Source organism: Aquicoccus sp., assembly GCF_041686535.1.
Lineage (GTDB): Bacteria > Pseudomonadota > Alphaproteobacteria > Rhodobacterales > Rhodobacteraceae > Aquicoccus.
Genome location: NZ_JAWLDS010000041.1, coordinates 1 through 24,391, shown reverse-complemented (window position 1 = coordinate 24,391; position 24,391 = coordinate 1). Strand labels below are relative to the sequence as shown.

The following is a 24,391-nucleotide window of genomic DNA, read 5'->3' as shown; positions in this document are numbered from 1 at the left end:
GCAGGCGTGCAAAAGCATGGCGCGGGTTTGCGGCAGTTCGGGCGTGCCGCCGGGGATGAAATGCCAGTTCCAGAAGGCGCGGGCATTGTCGGTCGAGAGGCCGAAGACCTGCACCTTGACCCCGCGTTCCGCCGCGGCGGCGACGAAGGCGCGGGTGTCGTCATCGGTGACGCCGCAAAGGTTGAACTGGATCGAGTCGGGCGCGCGTTCCTCGGGGGGCAGGGCGTCGGGCACGGAGATCCAGGGCGAGGCGTCGAGGCGCGCGGCCACGAAATCGTGGTTGCGACGGCCGTCGCGGACACGGCGCGCGACCTCGGGCAATTGTGGGCGGATCACCGCCGCCGAGAGGTTGGAAAGCCGAAGGTTGTAAAGCGGCAGACGGTTCTGCCACTGGCCGAACGCCTGTTCCAGATCGGCGCGGTTGTCGCCGGGGGCGAGGTGTTTCGACCAGTTGTGTTCATAGGCGCCCGACATGATGACCGCGCGGGCCACCAGATCGGCGTCGTCGGTGATGAGAATCCCGCCTTCGCCCGCATTGACGAGCTTGTAGGACTGGAACGAGAAGCAACCCACGCGCCCGATCGTGCCGATGCGCCGCCCGGCCCAGGTGGTGCCGAGACTGTGGGCCGCATCCTCGATCACCGGGATGTTGCGAGCATCGCACAGCGCCATGATGGCATCCATGTCGGAGGTGTGGCCGCGCATGTGGGAAATGATCACGGCGGCGATTCCGTCATCGATCCTGGCTTCGAAGTCTTTGATGTCAATCCGGTAATTCTCGCCCACTTCGCACAGGACGGGGATGCAGTCGGCATGCACAACCGCGGAGGGCACGGCGGCGAAGGTGAAGCCGGGGATCAGCACACGCGCGTCGCGCGGCAGGCTGAGCGCCTTGAGCGACAGGAAGAGCGCCGCCGAGCAGGACGAGACGGCCAGCGCGTATTTCACGCCCATCAGCGCGGCGAATTCCCGTTCGAGCAGCGTGACCGGGGCGTTTTCCGGGGCGGTGTAGCGGAAGAGATCGCCAGATTGCAGCAAGCGGTCGATCTCGTCCCGGGCTGCGGGCGGGATCGGTTCGGCATCGTAAACGCCGACAGCCGGGGCGCTGGCGGCGGAGGGGCGTGGATGGATGGTCATGATTTCAGGGTTTCCGAAAGTTTCTTTCGGGAAACCTAAACCAGTTTCGTGATCGGGGAAAGAAAAATCCATGCGGAAAGGCATCGCCGCGTGGCCATGATCAATGTGCGCTCGCCATGCCCGGGCGGCGTGTCTCCAAGCGTGGTGCGGCGACGGTTAACCGGTTTGGGACAGGGCCTTGATTATGGGCGAGAAATCTTCGGCCCTGAGCGAGGCTCCGCCAACCAGTGCGCCATCGACATTGGGCACGCGGAAGACCTGGTCGGCATTGTTGGGCTTGACCGATCCACCGTATAGGATGCGCATACCGCGCCCCGCGCCCGGGCCGAAGCGGCGTTCGAGCCGGGTGCGGATGAAATCATGCACCTCGCCGATCTGGGCGGCGTCGGGCAGCTTGCCGGTGCCGATGGCCCAGATCGGTTCATAGGCGATGACGAGATTCTCGGCGGTCGACGTGTCTGGGATCGAGAGCGACATCTGTGCAGCGATGATGTCGAGCGTGTTGGCGGCGTCGCGCTGGGCGAGGGATTCGCCGAGGCAGATCACCGCCATGAGCCCCGCCGCATGGGCAGCCCGGGCCTTGGCCCGGACCATGTCGCTGGTTTCGCCATGGTCTTCGCGACGTTCGGAGTGCCCGAGGATCACCGCGCAAGCCCCGGAATCCTTTAGCATTTCTGCCGATAGATCGCCGGTGTGCGCGCCTGTGCGTTCGGTATGGCAATCCTGCCCGCCGATGGCGACGGGAAGCCCTGCGCAAACTTGAGCGGCCTGAGAGATGAGCGTCGCGGGGGGGCAGACGAGGATGTCGACCGCCGGGTCGGGATGGGCCCTGGCCAGGGACCGAAGCTCGTCAAGCGAGTCGGTCAGCCCGTTCATCTTCCAGTTTCCGGCAGCCAGTTTCCGGCGCATCCGCCCCTCCCGCGTTTTCAGTGTCGCGCCATCATCGCGGGGTTTTCAGCCGGGTCAAGGGAGGGGTTTTGGCGCAGCTTAACCGCGGGTCTCTTCCGGTTGAGTATCGGCCTGCAACTCTTCGATATCCTTGAATTTTATGGATTCGCCGCAGCCACATGCTTCGGTCACGTTGGGGTTGTTGAAGACGAATCCCGATTCGAGCAGCGAGGTCTGGTAGTCGATCTCGGTGCCGAAGAGGAACATCTGCGCCATGGGTGCGATCATGATGCGGGCGCCGTCCTGTTCGACCAGTTCGTCATTGGGATCGACCGCATCGACATAGTCCATGGTGTATTCCATGCCCGCGCAGCCGCCCTTCTTGACGCCGATGCGCAGGCCCTGGTGCCCCTTGGAGGTCATCAGCTTGGTGATCTGCGCAATGGCGGCCGGGGTCATCGTGATGGCCTGTTTTCCGGGAATTCCGAACATGAACTTCCCCTTTCAGTGGTTGGATTTCATTACATGAACCCGAGTTCAAGCCGGGCTTCGTCGCTCATCATGTCCATGCCCCATTGCGGATCCCAGGTCAGTTCGACATCGACCTGCTTCACGCCGGGAATGGGGCTGATCGCGTCGGCGACCCAGCCGGGCATCTCGCCCGCGACGGGGCAGCCCGGCGCGGTGAGGGTCATGATCACGTAAACCTCGTTCTGGTCATTGATGTCGATCGTGTAGATCAGGCCGAGGTCATAAATATTCACTGGAATTTCAGGGTCATAAACAGATCGGCATGCCTCGACGATCGAATCGTAGAGCGGATGGGTGACGGTCGACGGCGCGATCAGGGGGGTGCCTTCGAGGGGTTCGGGCTGGTTGGTCATGAAAGCCTCACGTATTTCCTGAGCAAAGATATAAGGATTCAAGGCGCCGAGGTAAAGTGCGCGCGGGTTAACGTGATCGAAACGCGTGATTCCGGGGGGTGACATCCGGCTGACATCCGGCTGCTGCCCGGCTGCCGGGCGCATTCATGTTTCGGTAACGGTTGCAAAGGTTAACCCGGCGTTCGGGCGGGGATTCGCGTATCGCTTCAAATTGACGTGGCGCATCGCCCGGAACAGCGGCGAAGCCGCCCCCGGGGAGCACGGGGCCGCCCTAACCGGACCAGCGCGAGTCCTTCTCGTGGGCGATGCGGTCGGGGTCCATGAAATGGCCGATCATGGTTTCGGTGGCCATCTCGTAGGCCGCGGGCAGGTCGAGTTCGAGATGGCGGTGGGTCGTCACCTTGCCGCTGGCGATGGGGCCGGGGTTGCGGCCGGCCAGCGTCGCGGCGAACGCCATCGTGTGTGCGCGCAGCTCGGCCGGGTCCGTCACCTCGTTGACGAGCCCCGCGCGCAGCGCCCAGTCGGCGGATTTGGGCGTGCCGGTGAGCAGAAGCTCCATCAGGTGCTTGCGACCCACCGCGCGCGAAACGGCGACGGCGGGCGTGGTGCAGAACCCGTTGTTCACCACGCCGGGCAGGCAGACCGTGGCGTTGTGCGAGACAAAGGCCATGTCACAGGCCGCGACCAGTTGCAGCCCGGCGGCGGTGGCGATGCCATCCACCATCGCGATGGTGGGCAGGGGCGAGAAGGTGATCGCCTGCATCATCGCGGCGCAATCGGCAAAGAGCGCGCGCAGGTAAGCCTCGCCATGGTCGGGGTCGGCGCGGTGGCGGGCGATTTCCTTGAGGTCATGCCCGGCGCAGAAGATATGGCCCGGCCCGTCGATCACGATCACGCGGGCATCCGGGTTTTCGGCAGCACGGCTGACGGCGCTGTGCAGGGCGCCTATCAGCGCGGCATTGAGCGCATGGGCCTTGCCGTTGCCGAGTGTCAGCGTGAGCACGCCCTGGTCCAGCGTTTCGGTGAGAAGCTCGGGGGCTGTCATCTGGTTCATGGTCATTCTCCCTTGTCCGGATCAGGCTCGCCGCTCGCTTCGCGCTTGTCCAGTCTTTCGGCGCGTCATGCGCCGCGCGTGGCGGATTTGCGGCGGCGCACGGGGGTGGGGCGGACGTTGTTCTCGATCTCGTCATAGAGCTTGGCCACGACATTCTTGCCGGTCGAGACCTCGATCCCCTCGAACCCGGGCGAGGAATTGACTTCGAGCACCTTGGGCCCGCTTTCCGAGCGCAGGAGGTCCACGCCCGAGAGGTTGAGGCCGAAGGTGCGGGCGGCGCGGATCGCGGTTTCGCGCTCTTCCTTCGAGATGCGCACCGATCTGGCCGATCCGCCGCGATGCAGGTTCGAGCGGAAATCGCCCTCGGCACCGGTGCGTTTCATCGAGGCCACGACCTTGCCGCCGATCACGAGGCAGCGGATATCCTCGCCGGCCGCCTCCTTGACGAAATCCTGCACCAGGAAATTGGCCTTGAGCCCGCGAAAGGCGTCGATCACCGATTCGGCGGCCTTTTTCGTTTCGGCCAGCACGACGCCCTTGCCCTGCGTCGATTCGAGCAGTTTCACGATCAGCGGTGCGGTGCCGACAAGGCCGATGAGGTTGCCGGTATCCTTGGGGCTTGCGGCGAAGGCGGTGTTGGGCATGCCAATCCGCGCCCGCGCCATGAGCTGATGGGCATAGAGCTTGTCCCGGCTGGCGGTGATTCCGGCCGAGGAGTTGACGCAGAATGTGCCGATGGTTTCGAACTGGCGCACGACGGCGGTGCCGTAGGGGGTGATCGAGGCGCCGATGCGCGGGATCACCGCGTCATAGCGCGGCAGGCGCTTGCCGTCGTAATGCACTTCGGGGGCGAGCGCGTTGATCGCCATGTAGCAGCGGGTGGTGTCGATCACCTCGATCGTGTGGCCGCGTTTCTCGCCCTCTTCGACGAGGCGGCGGGTGGAATAGTTGTTCTCGCGCGAGAGCACGGCCACGCGCAGCGACCGGTTGGGCGCCTCCTGGCGCATCCGGGCGCTGTGATAGACATCGAAGGAAAGCTGCGGTTGCAGGAAGCGTTCGGTGGCGACGATGGTGATATGATCGAGCAGTGCCTGCCGGCCCAGCAGCATCCGGTTGTTCATGGTGGCGCGGTTGGTGAGCGTGATCTCGATCGGCCAGCTTTCGCCGTTCACGGCGATGGGGGTCTCGATGACGTAGCGATGTTCGCTTTCGCCATTGGAGCTTGTCACCTCGCGACGGTCGACGATCGGGGCCGAGCAGGGAATCACCAGGTCGTCGCGCCCCGGGATCGGGTGCAGGGTAAAGCGCACCTTGGGGCGCGCGGCGGGGCCGAAGGTTTCGATGTCATAGGCATGGATCGCGGATGTGCGCGCGCCGGTATCGACCTTGGCCTTGAGCGCGGGCACGCCCAGCTCGGGCAGGGCGACCCATTCCTCCCATCCGAATTTCAGAAGGCGGTTTTCCGGGTCGCTCATGGGTGTCTCCTTGGCAAGGGGGGCGCGAGATGGGTAAAGAGGCCCCCATAATGGTTCGGGACAGCTTATGACAGGCAGATTTGAATTCAAACTCCTCGGTCGGGACGGGGCGGCGCGGCGCGGCGTGATCCGCACACCGCGGGGCGAGGTGCGCACCCCGGCCTTCATGCCGGTGGGCACGGCGGGCACGGTCAAGGCGATGCTGCCCGAGAGCGTGCGCGCGACGGGGGCCGACATCCTTCTCGGCAATACCTATCACCTGATGCTGCGGCCGGGGGCGGAGCGGGTGGCGCGGCTGGGCGGCTTGCACCGCTTCATGAACTGGGACCGGCCGATCCTGACGGATTCGGGGGGCTTCCAGGTGATGAGCCTTGCCGGTCTCAGGAAGCTGACCGAGGAGGGGGTGACGTTCAAGAGCCATATCGACGGGTCGCGCCATGAGCTGTCGCCGGAGCGGAGCATGGAGATCCAGCGCCTGCTGGGCAGCGACATTGTGATGTGTTTCGACGAATGCCCGGCGCTGCCCGCCGACCGCAAGCGGATCGAGCAGAGCATGCGGCTTTCGATGCGCTGGGCCGCGCGGTCGCGCGAGGCGTTCGGCGAGCGGCCGGGACACGCGCTTTTTGGCATCCAGCAGGGCGGGCTGGAGCGCGATCTGCGCGAAGAGTCGGCCGAGGCGCTCAAGGCGATCGGGTTCGAGGGGTACGCGATCGGGGGCCTCGCGGTGGGCGAGGGGCAGGAGGCGATGTTCGGCGTGCTGGACCACGCGCCGGGGATGCTGCCCGAGGATCGGCCGCGCTACCTCATGGGAGTGGGCAAGCCCGATGACATTGTGGGCGCCGTGAAGCGCGGGGTGGACATGATGGATTGCGTGTTGCCGTCGCGGTCGGGGCGCACGGGGCAGGCATGGACGCGGCGCGGGGTGGTGAACCTCAAGAACGCGCGCCATGCCGATGATCCCCGGCCCCTCGATGAGGCATGCGGCTGCCCGGCCTGCCGGGGCTATTCCCGGGCCTATCTGCACCATGTCTTTCGCGCCAACGAGATGATCTCGGGGATGCTGCTGACATGGCACAACCTGCATTACTTCCAGGAGATCATGGCCGGGATGCGGGATGCGATTGGCGAGGGGCGTTTTGCCGACTGGGAGGCGGAGTTTCACGCCACGCGGGCGTTGGGGGATATCGAGCCGGTCTGAAGGATCCCGCCTGACCGAGTGCGCGCCCGCCCGGAACGGCGGCGCAGCCGCCCGGGCTGCACACGGCCGCGGCCTTGTGCAGCCCTTTCTTCCGGTCTCGTGCGAGGCCGATTTGATGCGCGCGGCCGGTATCAGGTGGGCAAACCCTCGGATCTACAGGGCCGGGGGCGCTCAGAGCCCGAGCACCGGGGCGGCGACGAGCCACATCGCCAGCGTGATCAGCCCGACGCCCAGGATATTGAGCCAGATCCCGGCGCGCACCATGTCGGCCATGCGCATTCCCTCGTAGCCGAAGACGATGGCGTTGGGCGGGGTGGCGACCGGCATCATGAAGGCCATGGAGGCCGCCATGGCCGCGGGCACCATCAGCCATTCGACCGGCAGGCCCATGCCGATGGCAACGGCGCCGAGGATGGGCAGGAAGGTGGCGGTGACGGCGGTGTTGGAACTTACCTCGGTGATCATCAGGGTGAGCCCGGCGACGGCCATGACAAGCAGCCAGAGCGGCCATTCATCCAGGAAGGCGAAACCGCCGCCGATCCATTCGGCGAGGCCGGTGCGCTCGAACCCGGTGGCCAGTGCCAGCCCGCCGCCCAGCAGGATGAGGATGCCCCAGGGCAGCGCGGCGGTATCGCGCCAGTCGAGCAGGCGGCCCGCGCCTGCGCCGGTCCCGCCGCCCGCGGGCAGCACGAAAAGCGCGATCGCCGCGGCGATGGCGATGCCCGCATCCGAAAGCGGCAGGTCGAGCGCGCCGCGGCTCATCCAGCCCGCCGCGGCCAGGGCAAAGACGATGGCGACACGGGTTTCGCCCTTGTGCATGGGCCCCAGCGCGGCGCGTTCGTGGGCGATGACCGTATCCGCCCCGTCGGGCATGAGATTCGAGAGCGGATAGAGGACGCGGGTGAGCAACAGGAAGCAGGCCAGCAGCATCAGCGCCGAGAGCGGCAGGCCCAGGAGCATCCAGCGGCCGAACCCGATCTCGATGCCGTGGCTGGTGGCCAGGACGCTGGCCAGCAGCGCGTTGGGCGGCGTGCCGATCAGCGTGGCGACCCCGCCGATCGAGGCGGAATAGGCGATGGCCAGCATCAGCGCCACGCCGAAACGGCGGCTGCGCGCGTCATCGGGGCTGTTCTCGCCGACAAAGCCGATCACCGGCAGGGCGACGGCGAACATCATCACGGTGCTGGCGGTGTTGGAAATCCACATCGACAGGAACGCGGTGGCCAGCATGAAGCCCAGCGTGATCCGCGCGGGCGCCGCCCCCATGGCGGCCACGATGGCCAGCGCGATGCGCCGGTGCAGCGCGTGGCGCTGCATCGCGGCGGCGATCATGAAGCCGCCGAGAAAGAGAAAGATGATCGGGTCGGCATAGGATTGCGTCACCTGCGCGACCGGCGCGATGCCGAGTGCGGGCATGAGCGGCACCGGCAGAAGCGCGGTGGCGGCGAGCGGCACGGCCTGCCCGATCCACCAGGTCACCATCCAGGCGATCAGCCCGGCTAGCCGCCATGCGGCAAGGTCGAGCGCGCCGGGCGCGGGCAGCGCCATGAGCGCCAGCCCCAGCAGCGGCCCGGCAATGAGCGCCGCGCGCCGCAGGGCCGGATTCTGGTCGCTGTCGGGGTGAAGATCGTCGGCCATGGAACCTGCCTTGGGTGTGTGGTGAGCGGGAGCCTAGCAGCCTTGTGCCGGATGGCCAGCCCCGGCAAGTGACGGCGGAACGGCGCTCCTGCTTGCGCAGATCGCCCCGCCCGCCGTCCCGTGTGCCTCCGGCGGGAGTATTTGTGGCAAGATGAAGGGCCGGGGGCGGTCCGTTCCGGGTCAGGCGCTGCGGCGGGCGGGGATGTCGGAAGTGGGTTCGTTGCCCTGGGCGCGGACGAGGTGGGGGGCGTCGGCGCCCAGCAGGGCCAGGGCGTCGGTGGCGGTGATGGCGGTGCAGAACTCGCCGTGAAGATTGCCCACCGACATGGCATGCACGCGGTCGGGGTCGTGATCGGTGCCGTTGAGATCGGCATGGTTGCAGGTGGCGCAGGCATCGTGGACGAGATGGCAGTCATAGCCCATGTTCCCGGCCATGCGGGTGGTGGTTTCGACGCAGAAATTGGTGAAATAGCCGGCGATGACGAGGCGGGCGATGCCGGCGGCGCGCAATTGCGCGTCGAGATCGGTGCCGATGAAGCCGGAATTGACCGATTTCTCGACAACGATCTCGCCCGGGGCGGGGTCGAGCCCGTCGATCTGTGCGCCGGTGGGCAGGGAAAACTTGAGCGGGCTGCCGGGTTCGACGCTGTCATGGCGGGTGAAGGCCACCCGGCGTCCGGCGGTGCGGAAGCCCCCGAGCAGGTCGCGCAGGCGGTCGTCGCAACCGGGGTTGTTCATCCGTCCGTTCCGGCCGCCCCAATGGGTGAGGTCATGCACGCCCTTTTGCACGTCGATGAGCAATAGCGCGGTGTCGGGTCCGAATTGTGCGATCATCGTGGTCTCCCTGTCTGGCGGGCGCAGGATAGCGTGGCTTCTGGCGCTGTCATCCGGGAAACGCCGCGTCTGGGTCGATTCCGTCTGCAATCGTCGCTTGCCCGTCGCGTGCTGCGCGTGCATTCTGGCCCGAGAGGTTGAAACGGGCGCGGGCAACGCCCAATTAATCTTTCGGAAACGTGGAGACGCCGCGCGCTGCCTGATCGAGGGGCCCGGCGTCTTGCCAAGAACAAGGACCAGAGCATGCAAGAGCCACTCAACACATCCTATCCCGTGCTGCCGCTGCGCGACATCGTGGTTTTTCCGCACATGATCGTGCCGCTTTTCGTCGGGCGCGAGAAATCGGTGCGCGCGCTTGAAGAGGTGATGGCCGACGACAAGCAGATCCTGTTGTCGAGCCAGATCGACCCGAGCGTGGACGAGCCCACAGCCGAGGGCATCTACAAGGCCGGCGTGGTGGCCAATGTGCTGCAACTGCTCAAGCTGCCCGACGGCACGGTCAAGGTGCTGGTCGAGGGGCAGGCGCGGGTGCGCATCGTCGAGTATCTCGACAACGAGGAATTCTTCGAGGCGCGGGCCGAGTACCTGACCGAGATGCCGGGCGATACCGCGACGCTGACCGCTTTGCAGCGCACCGTCGCGAATGAATTCGAGCGTTACGCCAAGATCCGCAAGAACATCCCCGAAGAGGCGCTGGCCGCGGTCAGCGAGGCGGAGGATGCGGCCAAGCTGGCCGACCTCGTGGCGGGGCACCTGGGCATCGAGGTGGGCCAGAAGCAGGAGCTCTTGGAGACGCTTTCGGTGAGCGAGCGGCTCGAGAAGATCTATGGCCTGATGCAGGGCGAGATGAGCGTGTTGCAGGTCGAGAAGAAGATCAAGACGCGCGTCAAGAGCCAGATGGAGAAGACCCAGCGCGAATATTACCTGAATGAGCAGATGAAGGCCATTCAGAAGGAGCTGGGCGATGGCGAGGAGGGCGCGAACGAGATCGCGGAACTCGAAGAGAAGATCGCCAAGACCAAGCTGTCCAAGGAGGCCCGCGAAAAGGCCGAGGCCGAGCTCAAGAAGCTCAAGAACATGAGCCCGATGAGCGCCGAGGCGACGGTGGTGCGCAACTACCTCGACTGGATGCTGGCCATTCCGTGGGGCGTCAAGAGCCGGGTCAAGAAAGACCTGCACAAGGCGCAGGAGATCCTCGATGCCGATCACTATGGCCTGGAGAAGGTCAAGGAGCGGATCGTCGAGTATCTCGCGGTGCAGCAACGCTCGAAGAAGCTCAAGGGGCCGATCATGTGCCTTGTGGGGCCGCCGGGCGTGGGCAAGACCAGCCTCGGCAAATCCGTGGCGCGGGCCACGGGGCGCGAGTTCATCCGCATTTCGCTTGGCGGGGTGCGTGACGAGAGCGAGATCCGCGGTCACCGCCGGACCTATATCGGCTCGATGCCGGGCAAGATCATCCAGGCGCTGAAGAAGGCCAAGACCACCAATCCGCTCATCCTGCTCGACGAGATCGACAAGATGGGGCAGGATTTCCGGGGCGATCCGGCGAGTGCGATGCTCGAGGTGCTCGATCCCGAACAGAACAGCACCTTCTCGGACCACTATCTCGAGGTCGAATACGACCTGTCTAACGTGATGTTCCTGACCACGGCCAACAGCTACAACATGCCGGGGCCGCTTCTCGACCGGATGGAGATCATCCCGCTGGCGGGCTATACCGAGGATGAAAAGCGCGAGATCGCCAAGCAGCACCTTCTGGACAAGCAGGTCAAGAACCACGGTCTCAAGAAGGGCGAGCTGGTGATCGAGGACTCGGCGCTCACGTCGATCATCCGGCACTATACCCGCGAGGCGGGGGTGCGGAACATGGAGCGCGAGATCGCCAAGATCGCCCGCAAGGCGGTGACGATGATCGTCAAGAAGGAGGCGGAAACGATCGTCGTGAACGACGAGAACATCACCGATTTCCTTGGCGTGAAGAAGTTCCGCTATGGCCTGGCCGAGGAACAGGACCAGGTCGGCGTCGTGACCGGGCTGGCCTATACGTCGGTGGGTGGTGAGCTTCTCAACATCGAGGCGCTGCGCCTGCCCGGCAAGGGGCGGATGAAGACCACCGGCAAGCTGGGTGACGTGATGAAGGAGTCGATCGACGCGGCCTCATCCTATGTGCGTTCGATCGCGCCGCAGATCGGGATCAAGCCGCCGCGGTTCGACACGTTCGACATTCACGTCCACGTGCCCGAAGGTGCGACGCCCAAGGACGGGCCGAGTGCGGGGCTGGCGATGGTCACGTCCATCGTTTCGGTTCTCACCGGTATCCCGGTGCGCAAGGATATCGCCATGACCGGCGAGGTCACGCTTCGGGGCAATGCGCTGGGCATTGGCGGATTGAAGGAGAAATTGCTGGCCGCTCTGCGCGGGGGCATCAAGACGGTGCTGATCCCCGAGGAGAACGAGAAGGACCTTGCCGAGATTCCCGACAACGTGAAGGAGGGGCTCAAGATCATCCCGGTGAGCCATGTCAGCGAGGTTCTGAAGATCGCACTGGTGCGCGAACCCGAGCCGGTGGACTGGGACGAAGCCGCCGAAGAGGCCGCCGCCGCCGCGCGGCTGGCCGAGAACAAGGGCGGGGCTGGCGCCACGGCGCATTGAGCCCCACCCCGGCCTTCTGGTCGATGAAACAGCAGGCCGTTCCGGGTGACCGGGACGGCCTGTTGCGTTGGGCCGGGTGGAGTCGGATGGTTTGCCCGGCGGTGGCGTAGGGTTTGGGGGATGACCGCGGGGGGCGTCGTGAAACGAGTGAGATGACGCGATGGATATGCGGACGGAACAAACATTTGCCTTGGTGGTGGCAAATTCAGCGAAATCACGCCGTTTAAAGCCACTGATCGACCACTGAACTTTCATTCAGCCGCGACCGGGAAAAGTGAACAACCAAGGTGCTTTGTAGACTGATTTGATCTATTGTTTAATGGGCAGTGGGCATAGCGCTACGGAAGAAATTGTGATCGCTACGGTACCACTTAGTAGTCTCACTGGTTGATCAAGCGTTTTCCTTTGAGATCTCGTCTTGGGTCGCCTGAACGCTCGAATTTGGGTGGATTGGATAGCAAAGCTGCAGCATCTGCGGTCCCGTCTACCGTTAGTATTGGGCTCACTCCGTCGTGCAACTGTTGCCACCACGATCACAAGGCGCCTTGCGCCCCCTCTTTACCCGAACGGGCCCGCCCCGATCAGCGCGAGGTGGCCCAGGTCATCACCGCGGCGAGAAACAGCAGAAGCCCGGTGCCGGGCGCCGAGGAGCTGGCCGCGGTTTCGGTGGCGATCAGGTCCTCTTCGATCACGGGATCGGAAAGGCCCGAGGCATGGGCGGTGGATATGGTCAACGTGACGGCCAGAACGGCCGGGATGCAAATTCGTTTCATGACGCCCCCAAGCGGTCGTTTAATGACTAAACATTAGCGGTGCGGCGCGTTTTGCGCAACTTTTCATGGTTGCCCCGGTTTGAAACTGGATTTTTCGCGGTTTTGCGGTTAGCGTTACCGGAAAAAAGACATTCAATCAGGCAGTAATGAAAGCGAGGCGGCACAAGATGGCCAAGAGCACCACGACATCCACGAAATCCGCAGGTGAAGCGCGGCCGAGAACGGTCAAGGTAAGCCCGAAATCCACCGCCAAACCGGCACGCGCCGCGACGGTGGCCACGCCCGACCCCGTGGTGGTCGAGCAAAGCCGCCCCGAGGTGGCCGCGCCGGCCATGCGCAAGAAGGAACTGGTCGACGCGGTGGTGAGCCGCTCGGGCGTGAAGCCGCGTTATGTCAAACCCGCCGTCGAGGCCGTTCTGTCCGAGATTGCCGGGGCGATTGCCGAGGGGCGCGGCCTGGATCTGCCGGGGCTGGGCAAGGTCAAGGTGCAGCATAGCAAGAAGCTGTCGAACGGCGATGTCTATGCGATCCGCAACCGCCAGCCAAAACCCGCCCCCGCGCGCCCCGCCGGGTCCGGAGCGGAGGCGGACAAAGAGCCCAATGACCCTCTTGCAGAGGGCGCAAAGTGAGGCTAAACAGCCGTCCACCGGGTGATTAGCTCAGTGGTAGAGCGCTTCGTTCACATCGAAGATGTCGGGAGTTCAAATCTCTCATCACCCACCAGAATTCCGGGGCGTGTCCATGCCGGGCACGCCCTTTTTTCTTGGGACAGTGATCGTGGAGGATGGCATGGGTGACAGACCGCCGCTTTATCTTTTGCGCCATGGGCAGACGACCTGGAACGCCGCCGGACGGGTTCAGGGGCAGCTCGAGTCGGATCTGAGCGAGCTGGGCCGGGATCATGCGCGTCGGCAGGGCGAAATCCTGGCGCGGCTTGATCTGCCCGAGGGGCTTGGCATCTATTGCAGCCCGCAAAAGCGCACCCGCCAGACCGCAGAGCTGGCGCTTGGGGCGCTTGGCCTTGAGCCGCTGTTCGACGACCGTTTGAAGGAGATCCACCTGGGCGCGTGGGAGGGGCGGTATTACGCCGACCTGACCGCACAGGACCGCGCGTTCTTCGAGGAGCGCAGCACCTTGATGCTGTGTCTCGACGGCCCCGGCGAGACATTGGCGGACATGCAGGCGCGGGTGGGCGCGTTTCTCGATGATCTCGACGGCCCGGCGCTGGTGGTGAGCCACGGTGTGGCGCTCACGGTGCTGCGCGGGCTGGTGCTGGGGCTGGACGTGGCCGGGATGGAAGGCCTGGGGGCCGAGCAGGGCGTGATCTATGAATTGCGCAACGGTGCACAGATCGTCCACCGCTGAGACGTGGCACCATGCGCGCCGCCGCCCGCCCGGTCGGGCCAGCGACGTGCAGGAGAGCTTTGCCGATGGCATCGGCGCGGGATTTTATGCTGCCGCGGGGTTGACCTTTGGCGGGCTTGGCCCCCATTTGTCTGATAATGGTTTAACGCGAACAAAAAGGGGGGCTTTCCCATGGCTTTCGAACTTCCTGATCTTCCTTATGCCCATGATGCGCTGGCGGCGAAGGGCATGTCGAAGGAGACGCTGGAATATCACCACGACCTGCACCACAAGGCCTATGTCGACAACGGCAACAAGCTCATCGCGGGAACCGAGTGGGAGGGCAAGTCGCTCGAAGAGATCGTGAAAGGCACCTACAAGGCCGGGGCCGTGGCCCAGAACGGGATTTTCAACAACGCCTCGCAACACTGGAACCACATGCAGTTCTGGGAAATGATGGGCCCGGGCGAGACGGGTATGCCGGGCGAGCTGGAAAAAGCCCTCACCGAGGCGTTCGGATCGGTCGACAAGTTCAAGGAAGAGTTCGCCGCCGCTGGGGCCGGGCAGTTCGGATCGGGCTGGTGCTGGCTGGTGCAGAACGCCGACGGTTCGCTGGCGGTGACCAAGACCGAGAACGGTGTGAACCCGCTTTGCTTTGACCAGACCGCGCTGTTGGGTTGCGATGTTTGGGAGCATTCCTACTACATCGATTTCCGCAACAAGCGTCCGGCTTACCTTCAGAATTTCCTCGACAAGCTGGTGAACTGGGAAAACGTGGCGAGCCGGATGAAGTGAACCTGCCTACCAGGCATGGATCAGCGGCCGTCCTTTTGGGGCGGCCGTTTTTTGATGCGCGATGACGCCCGGACGCGGTGCGCGTGGCGGCGTTGTGCGGGTGAGTATTTTTGCCAAGAAAGAGCCAGGACTGCGGGCTCAGCCCGAGGCGAGGAGCCTTTCGCGGAGGGTCGCAAGGGCCGCTTCGGGGGTCTCCACGCGCGTGATGAAGTTGCGCAGCGATGCATCGGCAAAGCCCTGCGCGATCACGTGATCCACAAGGGCCGTGAGCGGACCCCAGTAACCATTCGTGTCGAGCAGCAGGATCGGCTTGGCATGCAGTCCGAGCTGCGCCCAGGTGAGCACTTCGAAGAACTCGTCGAGACTGCCCGCGCCGCCGGGCAGGACCACGATGGCATCGGAATTCATGAACATGACCTTCTTGCGTTCGTGCATGTTCTCGGTGACGACGAAACGGGTGAGATCGCGCTTGCCCACTTCGAGTTGCATGAGATGCGAGGGGATCACGCCGAACGTATCGCCGCCCGCCGATTGCGCGGCGCGGGCCACGGCCCCCATCAGCCCGACATCGCCCGCGCCATAGACCAGCCGCCAGCCTTCCCGGGCCAGCACGGTGCCGAATTCGGTGGCGGCTTCGATATAGGCCGGATCGGCGCCGGGGCGCGAGCCGCAATAGACACAGATCGAGGGTTTTGGCGCGGATGCGGTCATCGGGGTCCGTTCTGTGGGGCAAGAGGTGTTTTGACCCCTGTTATACTTGTTGCTAAAGAGGCTCAACCGCGTTTGCTGCCATGGCGCGGAGGGGAAGGATTCTGACATGAGCAAACTGGCCGGGCTGTCCGGGATGCAGGGCGTGATGCTGGCGGGGGCCGCGGTTGCCGCGGTAGCATTGGCGGGCGCCTGGTGGGGTGGGGTGTTGACCCCCGCGCCCGAGCCGCGCGCAAGCGCGCCGGAGCGTGTGGAGGTGGCTGTGCCCAAGGTTTCCGCCCCAAAGGACGGGACAGTGCCGGAGGGCGAGACGTCACCGGAGGCCGGGTCCGTTGCCCAGGACGAACCGGCGCCGGACGTTGCATCCGAGCCCGAGCCCCTGGGCGAAGCCGAAACCGCGCCCGAACGGCCGGTCGCGGATGAGCCGGCCGCCCCCACCGAGGATAGGGCGGAGACTGGCGATGCGGCGGAGGACGGGTCGCGTCTGCCCCGCTTCGACGTGGTGCGGATCGAGGCGGATGGCAGCGCGATGGTGGCAGGGCGCGGCGCACCCGGGGCAGAGATCCTGATCGAGCTCGATGGCGAGGAGATGAGCCGCCTGCAGGCCGCGGGCGATGGCAGTTTTGCGGGTTTCCTGAATCTGCCACCGTCGGATGCGGCGCGGGTTCTGCGGCTGGTGCAGATCATGGACGGGGCGCGCCTGGTGTCGCGGGACGAGGCGATCCTCGCGCCGGTGACGACAGCCGCGGTGGAGCCGGAGCGTGACGTGGTCGCGCCGGAGGACGCCGGCGCTCGGGACGGCGATGCAGGCACCGAGCCGGAAGAGACCGGATCGGCGCCGCAGGTGTCGGTGAAGGACACGCTCGGGCATGAAGAGGCTGCCCGCGATGACATGACCGGCGGTCAGGACGAGACGGCGGTCGGTGACGAGCCCGGCGCCGACCGGTCCCGCGACGACGGGGAGCGGCCCGCGCGGGCCGGGAATTCCGAGGACCCCGATGCGCGGCCCGGGGCCGCGCCGCGGCCGGACGCGGAGACGGTGGTCACGGCCCCGTCGGACCGCCCCGAGACGGAACCGGCAGACGGCGCGCCTGCGCCCGAGGCCGCGCCCGAACCCGCGCAACGGCGGACGGCGGTCCTGATGTCGGATGACGCCGGGGTGCGGGTGATGCAGCCGCCGGCATCGGACCCGGCAACGCCAGAGGCGATGAGCGAGGTGGCGATTGATGCGATTTCCTATTCCGACGCCGGAGCTGTCGAGATCACCGGGCGGGGGCGTCGTCTGGACGCGTCAGATGGCGGGTTTGTCCGTGTCTATATCGACAACCGCGCCGTGACCACTTCGCGGATCACTGCAGACGGGAACTGGCGGACCGATCTGCCGGATGTGGACACCGGCGTTTACACGTTGCGCATTGACCAGGTCGACGAGGAGGGCAAGGTGGTGAGCCGGGTCGAGACACCGTTCAAGCGCGAGGCGCCGGATGCCCTGGCCGAAGCCCGGGACGGGTCGGGGACCGCATCCGGACCGGTGGCGCCGGTGACGGTGCAGCCGGGCGATACGCTCTGGGCGATCTCGCGCGAGAATTACGGCAAGGGCATTCTTTATGTCCGGCTCTACGAGGCCAATCGCGATCGTATTCGTGACCCAGACCTGATCTATCCCGGGCAGGTCTTCGACATTCCGCGCGAATGAGGGTTTGTCCGGTCTAACGCCAAGTGGGGCGTGGCGTGGCACCCTCTGGCAATCCCCGGGAAACGGGCCTATCTAGGCCACTCGACCCCGAGGAAAGGACTGCCGATGCGCCGACGCCGCGCCAAGACCGAGACCAGGCTCAACACGGACCAGGCATCGGGTCTGCGCACGATCCGGCGGGTCGCGCCCTATCTCTGGCCGGATGAGCCGGCATGGGTGAAACGCCGGGTGGTGCTGGCCATGGTGGCGCTGGTGGCGGCCAAGGTGATCGCCGTGCTGACGCCGATGATCTACAAGCTCGCGGTCGACGCGCTCGGCGGGGACGAGGCGGGATCGGGCAGCGGTGCGGGCGAGGGCATGAGCCAGCTCATGCTGGGCGCCGTGGGGCTGACCGTGGCCTATGGCATGTCGCGGCTGATGACCAACGGGTTCCAGCAATTGCGCGACGCGTTTTTCGCCGCGGTGGGGCAGCGGGCGCTGCGGGCGCTGGCGCTGGAGACGTTCCAGCACATTCACCGCCTCTCGATGCGCTATCACATCACGCGCCGGACGGGGGGCCTCAGCCGGATCATCGAGCGCGGGGTGAAGGGGGTGGAGTTCCTGCTGCGCTTTCTGCTGTTCAGCATCGCGCCGCTGGTGCTTGAGCTTGCGATGATCGGGGTGATCTTCTTCTGGCTTTTCGACGCGCGCTACCTCGGGGCGGTGGTGCTGACCATCGCGCTTTATGTGTGGTTCACCTTCAAGGTGACGGAATGGCGGGTGAAGCTGCGCCGCGAGATGAACGACCAGGACACGGATGCCAACCAGAAGGCGATCGACAGCCTTTTGAACTTCGAGACGGTCAAGTATTTCGGCGCCGAGGAGCGCGAGGCGCAGCGTTATGACAAGGCCATGTCAGCCTATGCGCGCGCCGCGCTCAAGACCGCCTATTCGCTGGCCTTCCTCAATTTCGGGCAGTCCTTCCTGATCACCGGCGGGTTGGTGGCGGTGATGGTCTTTGCCGCGCTCGAGGTGCAGAACGGCACGCTTACCGTGGGCGATTTCGTGATGGTAAATGCCTACATGATCCAGATTACCATGCCGCTCAATTTCCTCGGCACGGTTTACCGCGAGATCCGGCAGGCGCTGGTGGACATGGGCGAGATGTTCGACCTGCTGGAGCAGCCGACGGACGTGGCCGACAAGCCCGGAGCCCGACCGCTGGAGGTCGCGGGTGGCGTGGTGCGGCTTGACGACCTGCGCTTTGGCTACGAGGACGACCGCCAGATCCTCAAGGGGGTGAGCCTGACGGTGGACGCGGGCGAAAGCGTGGCCATCGTGGGGCCCTCGGGGTCGGGCAAATCGACCATCGGGCGGCTGTTGTTCCGGTTCTACGATGTGCAGGGCGGGGCATTGACGATCGACGGGCAGGATGTGCGGGATGTCACCCAGAAGAGCCTGCATGACGCGATCGGCGTGGTGCCGCAGGACACGGTGCTGTTCAATGACACGATCCGCTACAACATCGCCTATGGCCGCGACGGGGCCAGCGAGGACGAGATCATCGCGGCGGCCAAGGACGCGCAGATCCACGATTTCATCATGAGCCTGCCACAGGGCTATGACACGGCCGTGGGTGAACGCGGACTGAAGCTCTCGGGCGGCGAGAAACAGCGGGTGGGCATCGCCCGGACCCTGCTCAAGAACCCGCCGATCCTGCTTCTGGACGAGGCGACGAGCGCGCTCGATACCCAGACCGAGCAGGAGATCCAGGGCGCGCTCAAGCGCGCCGCCGAGGGACGCACGGTGCTGATGATCGCGCACCGCCTGTCCACGGTTGCGGATGCCGACCGGATCGTGGTTCTTGAGAACGGCGAGATCGCGGAAGAGGGCACCCATGCCGACCTTCTGGCGCGGCAGGGGCGCTACTGGAACCTGTGGAAGCGGCAGGCGTCGGACCGCGACGAGGCGGCGTGATCCGGGTTCGGGATGCAGATGCGGCAGACGCGGCCACGGTTCGGGATATTCACCGGGCGGCGTTCGGGCAGGACGACGAGGCGGACCTCGTCGCCGCGCTCTTGCGGGACGAGACGGCGCAGCCCGTCCTGTCGCTGCTGGCTGAAACCGACGAAGGCGCGGCCGGGCATATCCTGTTCAGCGCGGCCCGGGTCGCGGGGCGCAGGGCGGCGCTGCTGGCGCCATTGGCGGCGCGGCCGGAATGTCAGCGAAAGGGAATCGGCGGTGCGCTGATCGCCGAAGGATTGGCACGATTGCGCGGCGCAGGGGTGGCGGCGGTCTTTGTCTTTGGTGATCCGGCCTACTATGGGCGGTCGGGATTCGCCCCGGCCCATGCCCATGGCATGGCGCCGCCCCATCCGGTTGAAGAGCCATGGCGCGATGCCTGGCAGGCGGTGGTTTTCGCCGCGGATACCGGTTCGGGCCGCGTGTCCGTCGCGCGGAGTCTTGACGACCCTGTGCTGTGGCAGGTCTGAACCGGGGCGCACGCCGCGCGTGAAGGCGCGGCGCCGTCTGACGCGAGCAATCCGCCCCTGGCGTCACTCCGCCGCGCGCACGGTGTCGTTGCCCTTGCCCGTCTTGCCGTCGGTTTCGTCGCTTTTCTGGTCCGCCGGGGTGCCGTCCTCGTCGGGATCGGCGGACGATTGCAGCTTGCCGAGGCGGGCGAAGACCGATTGCATCTCGTCGGCCGTGGGATCGACGGTGCCGTCGTCGACATCTTCGAAATCGGCTGTGACAGTGGCGAACTCTGTGGGCCAGAGCAATTCCGGCACCCTTGTGCGGCTGGCGGCGCGGCGCAGGGCGAAATCCTGGGCCGCCCGGCTGGCCCGGCCGAGGCTGAGTGCGGCCAGCGCGCGGGCGGACCAGCCGGCATAGGTCGAGACCCAGACCCTGAGCGCCAGCATAGAGGGCGTGAAGACCAGCGTGAGCATGGTGGCCACGCCAAGGCCGAACACGACCGCGGTGGCCAGTTGTTTCCACCACAGCGCCGTGGGGCTGTCGATCGCGTAGCCGCCCTCCCAGAAATTGAGGCTGAGCCCGAACATCATCGGCGTGAGGCCGGCCATGGTGGTGAGCGTGGTGAGGATCACCGGGCGGATACGGTCCTCGGCGGTGCGAATGATCGCCTCGCCGCGGGGCATGTAGCCGGCGTATTCCTGATAGGTGTCGATGAGCACGATGTTGTTGTTCACCACGATGCCCGCGAGCGAAACGATGCCCACGCCGGTCATGATGATCGAAAAGGGCTGATCCATGACCAGCATCCCGATCAGAACACCGGTGGTCGACAGGACCACGGCCAGCAGCACCAGCACCGCGTTGTAAAAGCTGTTGAACTGTGCCAGCAGGATGATGAACATCAACGCCAGCGCACCCGCGAAGGCGGTCATCAGGAAGGTCTGGCTTTCCGCCTGATCGTCCTGGTCGCCGGTCCATTCCCATTCGATGCCATCCGGCAAGGGGCCGGTTTCAAGCCATTCGGTAAGCCCGGCGATGCGCTCGTTGGCGGTGACGGCCACAAGCTTTGCCGCCCCCTCGTCGATCAGGTTCTGCAGTTGTGCGTCCGAAAATGGTGCGCCGCGCTCCACGACGGCATAAGCGCTTCCGTTCGCGCCACGCAGCGTGCCATCGCTGTCCTGTTGGAGGACCGCCAACGTATCGGATCGCATGTCCAGAGCCTCGCTATCCGACAGACCGAGTGCTCCGGCACCCACGACCGCGCGCTGACCACCCTCGAGGTCCGAGATTGTGCCGTCTGGATCGGGCCGTGTTTGGCCTTGAAAAACCAGCTTCTGCAAACCCGAGCGGACCCCGGCCTTCACATCGAAATAGCGGGTCTGGTTGGTGCGGTTGATCTCGGCCAGCTTGGCGACCGGTTGACGGTTGATGAAATTCGACAGCGGGATCAGCCCGTCGGCGGTGCGGACCTTGAGCGTGTCGAGCGTGGAGAGCACGCGATCGCCCTCGGGCAGGCGGACGCGGATCTCGATCTCCTCGTCCGAACTCTCGACCCGCATCGTGTCGAGCAGCAGGCCGCGGGTCACGAGCTGGACCATGCCGCCCACGGTCGCCACGTCGGCGCCGAAGCGCCCGGCCCGTTCGACATCGACGTCGATCTGCCAGTCGATACCGGGCAGGGGCAGCGTATCCTCGACGAGTTCGAGCGCCGGGTTATCGTCGAAACGGGCGCGCGCGGTTTCGGTGGCCGCGATGAGGTCTTCCCAATTGTCGCCACTGAGGCGCAGGTGCACCGGCTTGGCCGAGGCGGGGCCGCGCCCCTGGGCCAGGATCTCGATCTTGATGCCGGGGATCTGTTCGAGCGCCTCGGTCAGTTCGGCGATCACCGTGTCGCCGTCGAGTTCGGGTCGGTCGGCACGCTCTTCCCAGGGGATGGTCTCGAACTGGACCTGGCCGATCGTGTCCTTGGGCGGCTCTGCGCCGCCGGTGTTGTTGTCCAGTCCGCCCTCGCCGGCGAAGGCAAAGGCGTTGTCGACACCCGGATGGGCCAGCACGACCTTCTCGGCCTGCTGCACGAGCCGATCCTTCTGCCCGATCGAGAGATTGCCGCGCGCGCGCACGTAAACAATGGCCTGCTCGGGCTCGCTCTCGACGAAGAACTCGGTGCCGTTGTTGTTCTCGCCGTAATAGACAAAGACGTTGACCACCACGAAGACCACCGCCGCGATCGTCACGATCGGCATGATCGGATTGCCGGTCAGGAGCTTGATGAACCGACCGAACCCGGTTCGGCGGCGGCGTCCGGCGACGGGCGGTGGGCGGCGCGTGATCCTGGCCGCGGTCAATGTGATCGAACTTGCCATCGCCCCGAGCAGGAAAATGACGATGCCGGGCACATAGGCCATGACTCCGGTCAGCGGGGTTGGTCCGCCGGTCAGCGGCCGAACGAGGTAATCGGGGTTGAGGATCTGCATCATGCCGACGAAGACCAGGCCCAGCGCGGGCGGGACGAGCGCGGCGCGCACCGTCCAGCCAAGACGCGCGCGCAACCAGCCCGCAATCCGCGTGAAGACGCGGGTCACGCGCCCCGTCACCCCGCCCATGACCGGCAGATAGATCAGCGCCACGATGAGCGAGGCCGAGAGCACGAAAATCAGCGTGACCGGCAGCATCCCCATGAACTGTCCCGGCACACCGGGCCAGAACAGCATCGGAAGAAAGGCGCAGAGCGTGGTCGCGGTCGACGAGATCACCGGCCAGAACATGCGTTTGGCGGCCTCGACATAGGCATGCATGGGCCCGGTACCGGCCTGGATGCGCTTGTCGGCGTATTCGACCACCACGATGGCGCTGTCGACCAACATGCCGACGGCAAGGATCAGGCCGAACATAACGATATTGGACACCGGAACGTCCATCACGGCGAGAAAGGCAAAGCACAGCAGGAAAGAGGTCGGGATGGCGAACCCCACGAGCAGCGCGGGCCGCACGCCGAGGGCCCCGAGCACCACGATCATCACCAGCGCGATGGCGGTCAGCACCGAGCCTTCGAGCTGGCTGATCATCGAGCCCACGACGCGGGACTGGTCGTTGGAACTTCCGACCTTCACGGCGGCACGCATTTCGGCGGGCCATTCCTCGCTGGCGCTCTGCACCGTCTCCTTGACCGTGTCGGCCATGTCGAGCAGGTTGAAACCCTTGCGTTTGACGACCTGGAGCGCGACCGTGTTCTCGCCGTTGAAACGCGCCGTGGAATCGCGGTCTTCGAAGGTCAGGCGAATGTCGGCCAGATCGCCCAGCGTGACCACCCGGTCGCCATTCGTCTTGACCGGCAGGGAATAGACATCCTGCGGCTCGTCAAAGCTTGACGGGATCTTGACCGCGAAGGTGCCCGATGCGGAATCCACCTCGCCCGCCGCGATCAACTGGTTGTTGTTCTGAACGACCGATATCAATTCGCTCGCGGTCACGTTGTAGGATTCGAGCTTGAGCGGGTCGATCACCACTTCGAGCATTTCGTCGCGGTTGCCGGCAATGCCCGCTTCGAGCACGGAATCGAGCGCCTCGACCCGGTCTTGCAGATCCTTGGCGATCTGGTTCATCGTCCGCTCGGGAACCGCCCCGGTAAGGTTGATGATGAGAACCGGGAATTCCGAAAAATTGATCTCGTTGATCGAATATTTCTCGTATCCGTCCGGGAATTGGCCTTCGGCGGTGGACATTGCCTCGCGCACATCGGCCATGGTCGCGCTCTTGTTCCAGCCGAACTCGAACTCCAGGAACACGCCGGCATAGTTCTCGGCCGCGGTCGAGGTCATCGTCTTGAGCCCGTCGAGATCGCTGAGCTCGGTCTCCATCACCTTGACGAGCAGCGTTTCGCTGTCGTCGGCGGAGATACCGGGGAAGGGCACCGAGACGAAGAGCCCGGGGATCTGGATGTCGGGCTCGCCCTCCTTGGGGAGCTGGAAATAGGAATAGCCCCCGGCAAGAAGCGAGAGCGCTATGAAGGCCAGCACCATGCGGGCGCGGCGCGCGGCCCAGTCGACGATACCGGTCATTGCGCGGGATCCTCGTAACTGGCGCGCACCGGCACGCCGTCGATCACGTATTCCTGTCCGATCACGATCACGTCGGCGCGCTCGTCGAGGCCCGTGACCCAGGCGCCCTCCGCGGTGTCTCGCAGGAGGCTGACCTCGCGGAACCGGGCGCGGTTCTCGTCGTCGACGATTCGCACCCCGAGATTGCCGTCATCGCTGAGCGTGAGGGCCGATTGTGGCACGAGATGCGCCGCTGCGCCGTCCGAGGCGATGGCGATTTCGGCGGTCTGGCCGTCGCGGATGTCAAGATCGGGATTGGGGACCTGAAGTTCGACCCGGAAGGTGCGGGTCGTCGGATCGGCGGCGCGCGAGATGAAGGTGACACGGCCCTCCACCTCGCGCCCGTCCGCCAGGCGGGCCCCGGCGGGCGCGTCCACCTCGACGCGGTCGATCTGGGTTTCGGGCACGAAACCGACGACCCGGATCGGGTCGAGCTGTATCACGGTGGCGCAGAGCCCGTTGGGCGAGAGCAGCGAGCCGAGTTCGGCGGTATCGGATTCGAGGAGCCCCGCAAAGGGCGCGTGAATCTCGAGCCGCGACATCTCCTTTTCTGCTGTCTTCACGGCCGCTTCGGCCGACTGGATCCCGGCCGCCACCGTCATAAGGCCCGATTGTGCGGTCTTGACCTCGGCCTCGGCGGATTTAACCGCCGCTTCGGCGCCGCGGATCGCGGCGCGTGCAGAGGCGACGCGGGATTCGGAGGCAAAGCCGCCCTCGGAGAGCCTGCGCGCGGCGTTGTCGTTGATGCGGGCCTCTTCGAGTTG

General features: G+C 65.5%; 20 protein-coding genes and 1 tRNA gene. 9 read left to right on the top strand and 12 right to left on the bottom strand.

The window, feature by feature from the left end; all coding sequences use genetic code 11:
• The 6 genes from ACESL9_RS10195 to rimK all read right to left on the bottom strand — a co-directional run.
• Positions 1-1,137: DegT/DnrJ/EryC1/StrS family aminotransferase (locus ACESL9_RS10195; RefSeq protein ID WP_372674792.1), on the bottom strand; the 1,137-nt coding region annotated here is incomplete at its 3' end.
• Between the two features lie 156 nt (positions 1,138-1,293).
• Complete coding sequence (gene tpiA, locus ACESL9_RS10190; RefSeq protein ID WP_372674791.1) at positions 1,294-2,046, bottom strand: triose-phosphate isomerase; 753 nt, start codon at positions 2,044-2,046, stop codon at positions 1,294-1,296.
• 78 nt (positions 2,047-2,124) lie between these two features.
• Positions 2,125-2,517, bottom strand: a complete 393-nt coding sequence (locus tag ACESL9_RS10185) for a HesB/IscA family protein (protein ID WP_372610045.1) — start codon at positions 2,515-2,517, stop codon at positions 2,125-2,127.
• 29 nt (positions 2,518-2,546) lie between these two features.
• On the bottom strand, positions 2,547-2,909 hold the full coding sequence (locus ACESL9_RS10180) for an SUF system Fe-S cluster assembly protein (RefSeq protein WP_372610083.1): 363 nt from the start codon (positions 2,907-2,909) through the stop codon (positions 2,547-2,549).
• Between the two features lie 271 nt (positions 2,910-3,180).
• Positions 3,181-3,963, bottom strand: coding sequence for an enoyl-CoA hydratase-related protein (locus ACESL9_RS10175; protein ID WP_372610047.1), 783 nt, complete (start codon positions 3,961-3,963; stop codon positions 3,181-3,183).
• A 65-nt stretch (positions 3,964-4,028) separates the two neighbouring features.
• Positions 4,029-5,438 (bottom strand): 30S ribosomal protein S6--L-glutamate ligase, encoded by a 1,410-nt coding sequence (rimK, locus tag ACESL9_RS10170; RefSeq protein WP_372610049.1) that lies wholly within the window; start codon positions 5,436-5,438, stop codon positions 4,029-4,031.
• A 67-nt stretch (positions 5,439-5,505) separates the two neighbouring features.
• On the opposite strand from rimK, the gene tgt reads away from it, so the two are divergent.
• On the top strand, positions 5,506-6,636 hold the full coding sequence (gene tgt, locus ACESL9_RS10165; protein ID WP_372674790.1) for a tRNA guanosine(34) transglycosylase Tgt: 1,131 nt from the start codon (positions 5,506-5,508) through the stop codon (positions 6,634-6,636).
• Positions 6,637-6,807: 171 nt separating this feature from the next.
• Here tgt and ACESL9_RS10160 read toward each other — a convergent pair whose 3' ends face one another.
• Both ACESL9_RS10160 and ACESL9_RS10155 read right to left on the bottom strand, forming a co-directional pair.
• Positions 6,808-8,274: an SLC13 family permease gene (locus tag ACESL9_RS10160; RefSeq protein WP_372610053.1), complete on the bottom strand. Its 1,467-nt coding sequence runs from the start codon at positions 8,272-8,274 to the stop codon at positions 6,808-6,810.
• A 180-nt stretch (positions 8,275-8,454) separates the two neighbouring features.
• Positions 8,455-9,108, bottom strand: a complete 654-nt coding sequence (locus ACESL9_RS10155; RefSeq protein ID WP_372610055.1) for a cysteine hydrolase family protein — start codon at positions 9,106-9,108, stop codon at positions 8,455-8,457.
• A 243-nt stretch (positions 9,109-9,351) separates the two neighbouring features.
• Here ACESL9_RS10155 and lon point away from each other — a divergent pair, with 243 nt between their 5' ends.
• Positions 9,352-11,760 (top strand): endopeptidase La, encoded by a 2,409-nt coding sequence (gene lon / locus ACESL9_RS10150; RefSeq protein WP_372610057.1) that lies wholly within the window; start codon positions 9,352-9,354, stop codon positions 11,758-11,760.
• Between the two features lie 581 nt (positions 11,761-12,341).
• On the opposite strand, the gene ACESL9_RS10145 is transcribed toward lon, so the two are convergent.
• Positions 12,342-12,533 (bottom strand): hypothetical protein, encoded by a 192-nt coding sequence (locus ACESL9_RS10145; RefSeq protein ID WP_372610059.1) that lies wholly within the window; start codon positions 12,531-12,533, stop codon positions 12,342-12,344.
• Positions 12,534-12,700: 167 nt separating this feature from the next.
• On the opposite strand from ACESL9_RS10145, the gene ACESL9_RS10140 reads away from it, so the two are divergent.
• The 4 genes from ACESL9_RS10140 to ACESL9_RS10125 all read left to right on the top strand — a co-directional run bounded on the left by ACESL9_RS10140 (position 12,701) and on the right by ACESL9_RS10125 (position 14,672).
• Positions 12,701-13,162 (top strand): HU family DNA-binding protein, encoded by a 462-nt coding sequence (locus tag ACESL9_RS10140; RefSeq protein WP_372610061.1) that lies wholly within the window; start codon positions 12,701-12,703, stop codon positions 13,160-13,162.
• 19 nt (positions 13,163-13,181) lie between these two features.
• Positions 13,182-13,256, top strand: a tRNA-Val gene (locus tag ACESL9_RS10135).
• A 66-nt stretch (positions 13,257-13,322) separates the two neighbouring features.
• Positions 13,323-13,898 (top strand): histidine phosphatase family protein, encoded by a 576-nt coding sequence (locus tag ACESL9_RS10130; protein ID WP_372674789.1) that lies wholly within the window; start codon positions 13,323-13,325, stop codon positions 13,896-13,898.
• A 171-nt stretch (positions 13,899-14,069) separates the two neighbouring features.
• Positions 14,070-14,672 carry a superoxide dismutase gene (locus ACESL9_RS10125; RefSeq protein ID WP_372674787.1) on the top strand — a complete coding sequence of 201 codons (603 nt, stop codon included), beginning with the start codon at positions 14,070-14,072 and terminating at the stop codon, positions 14,670-14,672.
• Between the two features lie 138 nt (positions 14,673-14,810).
• Here ACESL9_RS10125 and ACESL9_RS10120 read toward each other — a convergent pair whose 3' ends face one another.
• Positions 14,811-15,383 (bottom strand): TIGR00730 family Rossman fold protein, encoded by a 573-nt coding sequence (locus ACESL9_RS10120; protein WP_372614277.1) that lies wholly within the window; start codon positions 15,381-15,383, stop codon positions 14,811-14,813.
• Positions 15,384-15,489: 106 nt separating this feature from the next.
• On the opposite strand from ACESL9_RS10120, the gene ACESL9_RS10115 reads away from it, so the two are divergent.
• From ACESL9_RS10115 to ACESL9_RS10105, 3 genes are all read left to right on the top strand, one after another.
• The gene (locus ACESL9_RS10115) at positions 15,490-17,076 is read left to right on the top strand and encodes a LysM peptidoglycan-binding domain-containing protein (protein ID WP_372614279.1); all 1,587 of its coding nucleotides are present in this window, start codon (positions 15,490-15,492) and stop codon (positions 17,074-17,076) included.
• A 105-nt stretch (positions 17,077-17,181) separates the two neighbouring features.
• Positions 17,182-19,032: an ABCB family ABC transporter ATP-binding protein/permease gene (locus ACESL9_RS10110; protein ID WP_372614281.1), complete on the top strand. Its 1,851-nt coding sequence runs from the start codon at positions 17,182-17,184 to the stop codon at positions 19,030-19,032.
• Complete coding sequence (locus tag ACESL9_RS10105) at positions 19,029-19,547, top strand: GNAT family N-acetyltransferase (RefSeq protein WP_372614283.1); 519 nt, start codon at positions 19,029-19,031, stop codon at positions 19,545-19,547. Before ACESL9_RS10110 ends, ACESL9_RS10105 begins: the two co-directional genes overlap by 4 nt.
• Before the next feature lie 63 nt (positions 19,548-19,610).
• On the opposite strand, the gene ACESL9_RS10100 is transcribed toward ACESL9_RS10105, so the two are convergent.
• Positions 19,611-23,588 (bottom strand): efflux RND transporter permease subunit, encoded by a 3,978-nt coding sequence (locus ACESL9_RS10100; RefSeq protein ID WP_372674786.1) that lies wholly within the window; start codon positions 23,586-23,588, stop codon positions 19,611-19,613.
• Positions 23,585-24,391, bottom strand: an 807-nt coding sequence (locus ACESL9_RS10095; RefSeq protein ID WP_372674785.1) for an efflux RND transporter periplasmic adaptor subunit, incomplete at its 5' end; no start/stop codon positions are given. The genes ACESL9_RS10095 and ACESL9_RS10100, both read right to left, overlap by 4 nt.

Coding starts and splice junctions, on each gene's coding strand:
- tpiA (WP_372674791.1), bottom strand. CDS start 2,046: ATGCGCCGGAAACTGGCTGCCGGAAACTGGAAGATGAACGGGCTGACC.
- ACESL9_RS10185 (WP_372610045.1), bottom strand. CDS start 2,517: ATGTTCGGAATTCCCGGAAAACAGGCCATCACGATGACCCCGGCCGCC.
- ACESL9_RS10180 (WP_372610083.1), bottom strand. CDS start 2,909: ATGACCAACCAGCCCGAACCCCTCGAAGGCACCCCCCTGATCGCGCCG.
- ACESL9_RS10175 (WP_372610047.1), bottom strand. CDS start 3,963: ATGAACCAGATGACAGCCCCCGAGCTTCTCACCGAAACGCTGGACCAG.
- rimK (WP_372610049.1), bottom strand. CDS start 5,438: ATGAGCGACCCGGAAAACCGCCTTCTGAAATTCGGATGGGAGGAATGG.
- tgt (WP_372674790.1), top strand. CDS start 5,506: ATGACAGGCAGATTTGAATTCAAACTCCTCGGTCGGGACGGGGCGGCG.
- ACESL9_RS10160 (WP_372610053.1), bottom strand. CDS start 8,274: ATGGCCGACGATCTTCACCCCGACAGCGACCAGAATCCGGCCCTGCGG.
- ACESL9_RS10155 (WP_372610055.1), bottom strand. CDS start 9,108: ATGATCGCACAATTCGGACCCGACACCGCGCTATTGCTCATCGACGTG.
- lon (WP_372610057.1), top strand. CDS start 9,352: ATGCAAGAGCCACTCAACACATCCTATCCCGTGCTGCCGCTGCGCGAC.
- ACESL9_RS10145 (WP_372610059.1), bottom strand. CDS start 12,533: ATGAAACGAATTTGCATCCCGGCCGTTCTGGCCGTCACGTTGACCATA.
- ACESL9_RS10140 (WP_372610061.1), top strand. CDS start 12,701: ATGGCCAAGAGCACCACGACATCCACGAAATCCGCAGGTGAAGCGCGG.
- ACESL9_RS10130 (WP_372674789.1), top strand. CDS start 13,323: ATGGGTGACAGACCGCCGCTTTATCTTTTGCGCCATGGGCAGACGACC.
- ACESL9_RS10125 (WP_372674787.1), top strand. CDS start 14,070: ATGGCTTTCGAACTTCCTGATCTTCCTTATGCCCATGATGCGCTGGCG.
- ACESL9_RS10120 (WP_372614277.1), bottom strand. CDS start 15,383: ATGACCGCATCCGCGCCAAAACCCTCGATCTGTGTCTATTGCGGCTCG.
- ACESL9_RS10115 (WP_372614279.1), top strand. CDS start 15,490: ATGAGCAAACTGGCCGGGCTGTCCGGGATGCAGGGCGTGATGCTGGCG.
- ACESL9_RS10110 (WP_372614281.1), top strand. CDS start 17,182: ATGCGCCGACGCCGCGCCAAGACCGAGACCAGGCTCAACACGGACCAG.
- ACESL9_RS10100 (WP_372674786.1), bottom strand. CDS start 23,588: ATGACCGGTATCGTCGACTGGGCCGCGCGCCGCGCCCGCATGGTGCTG.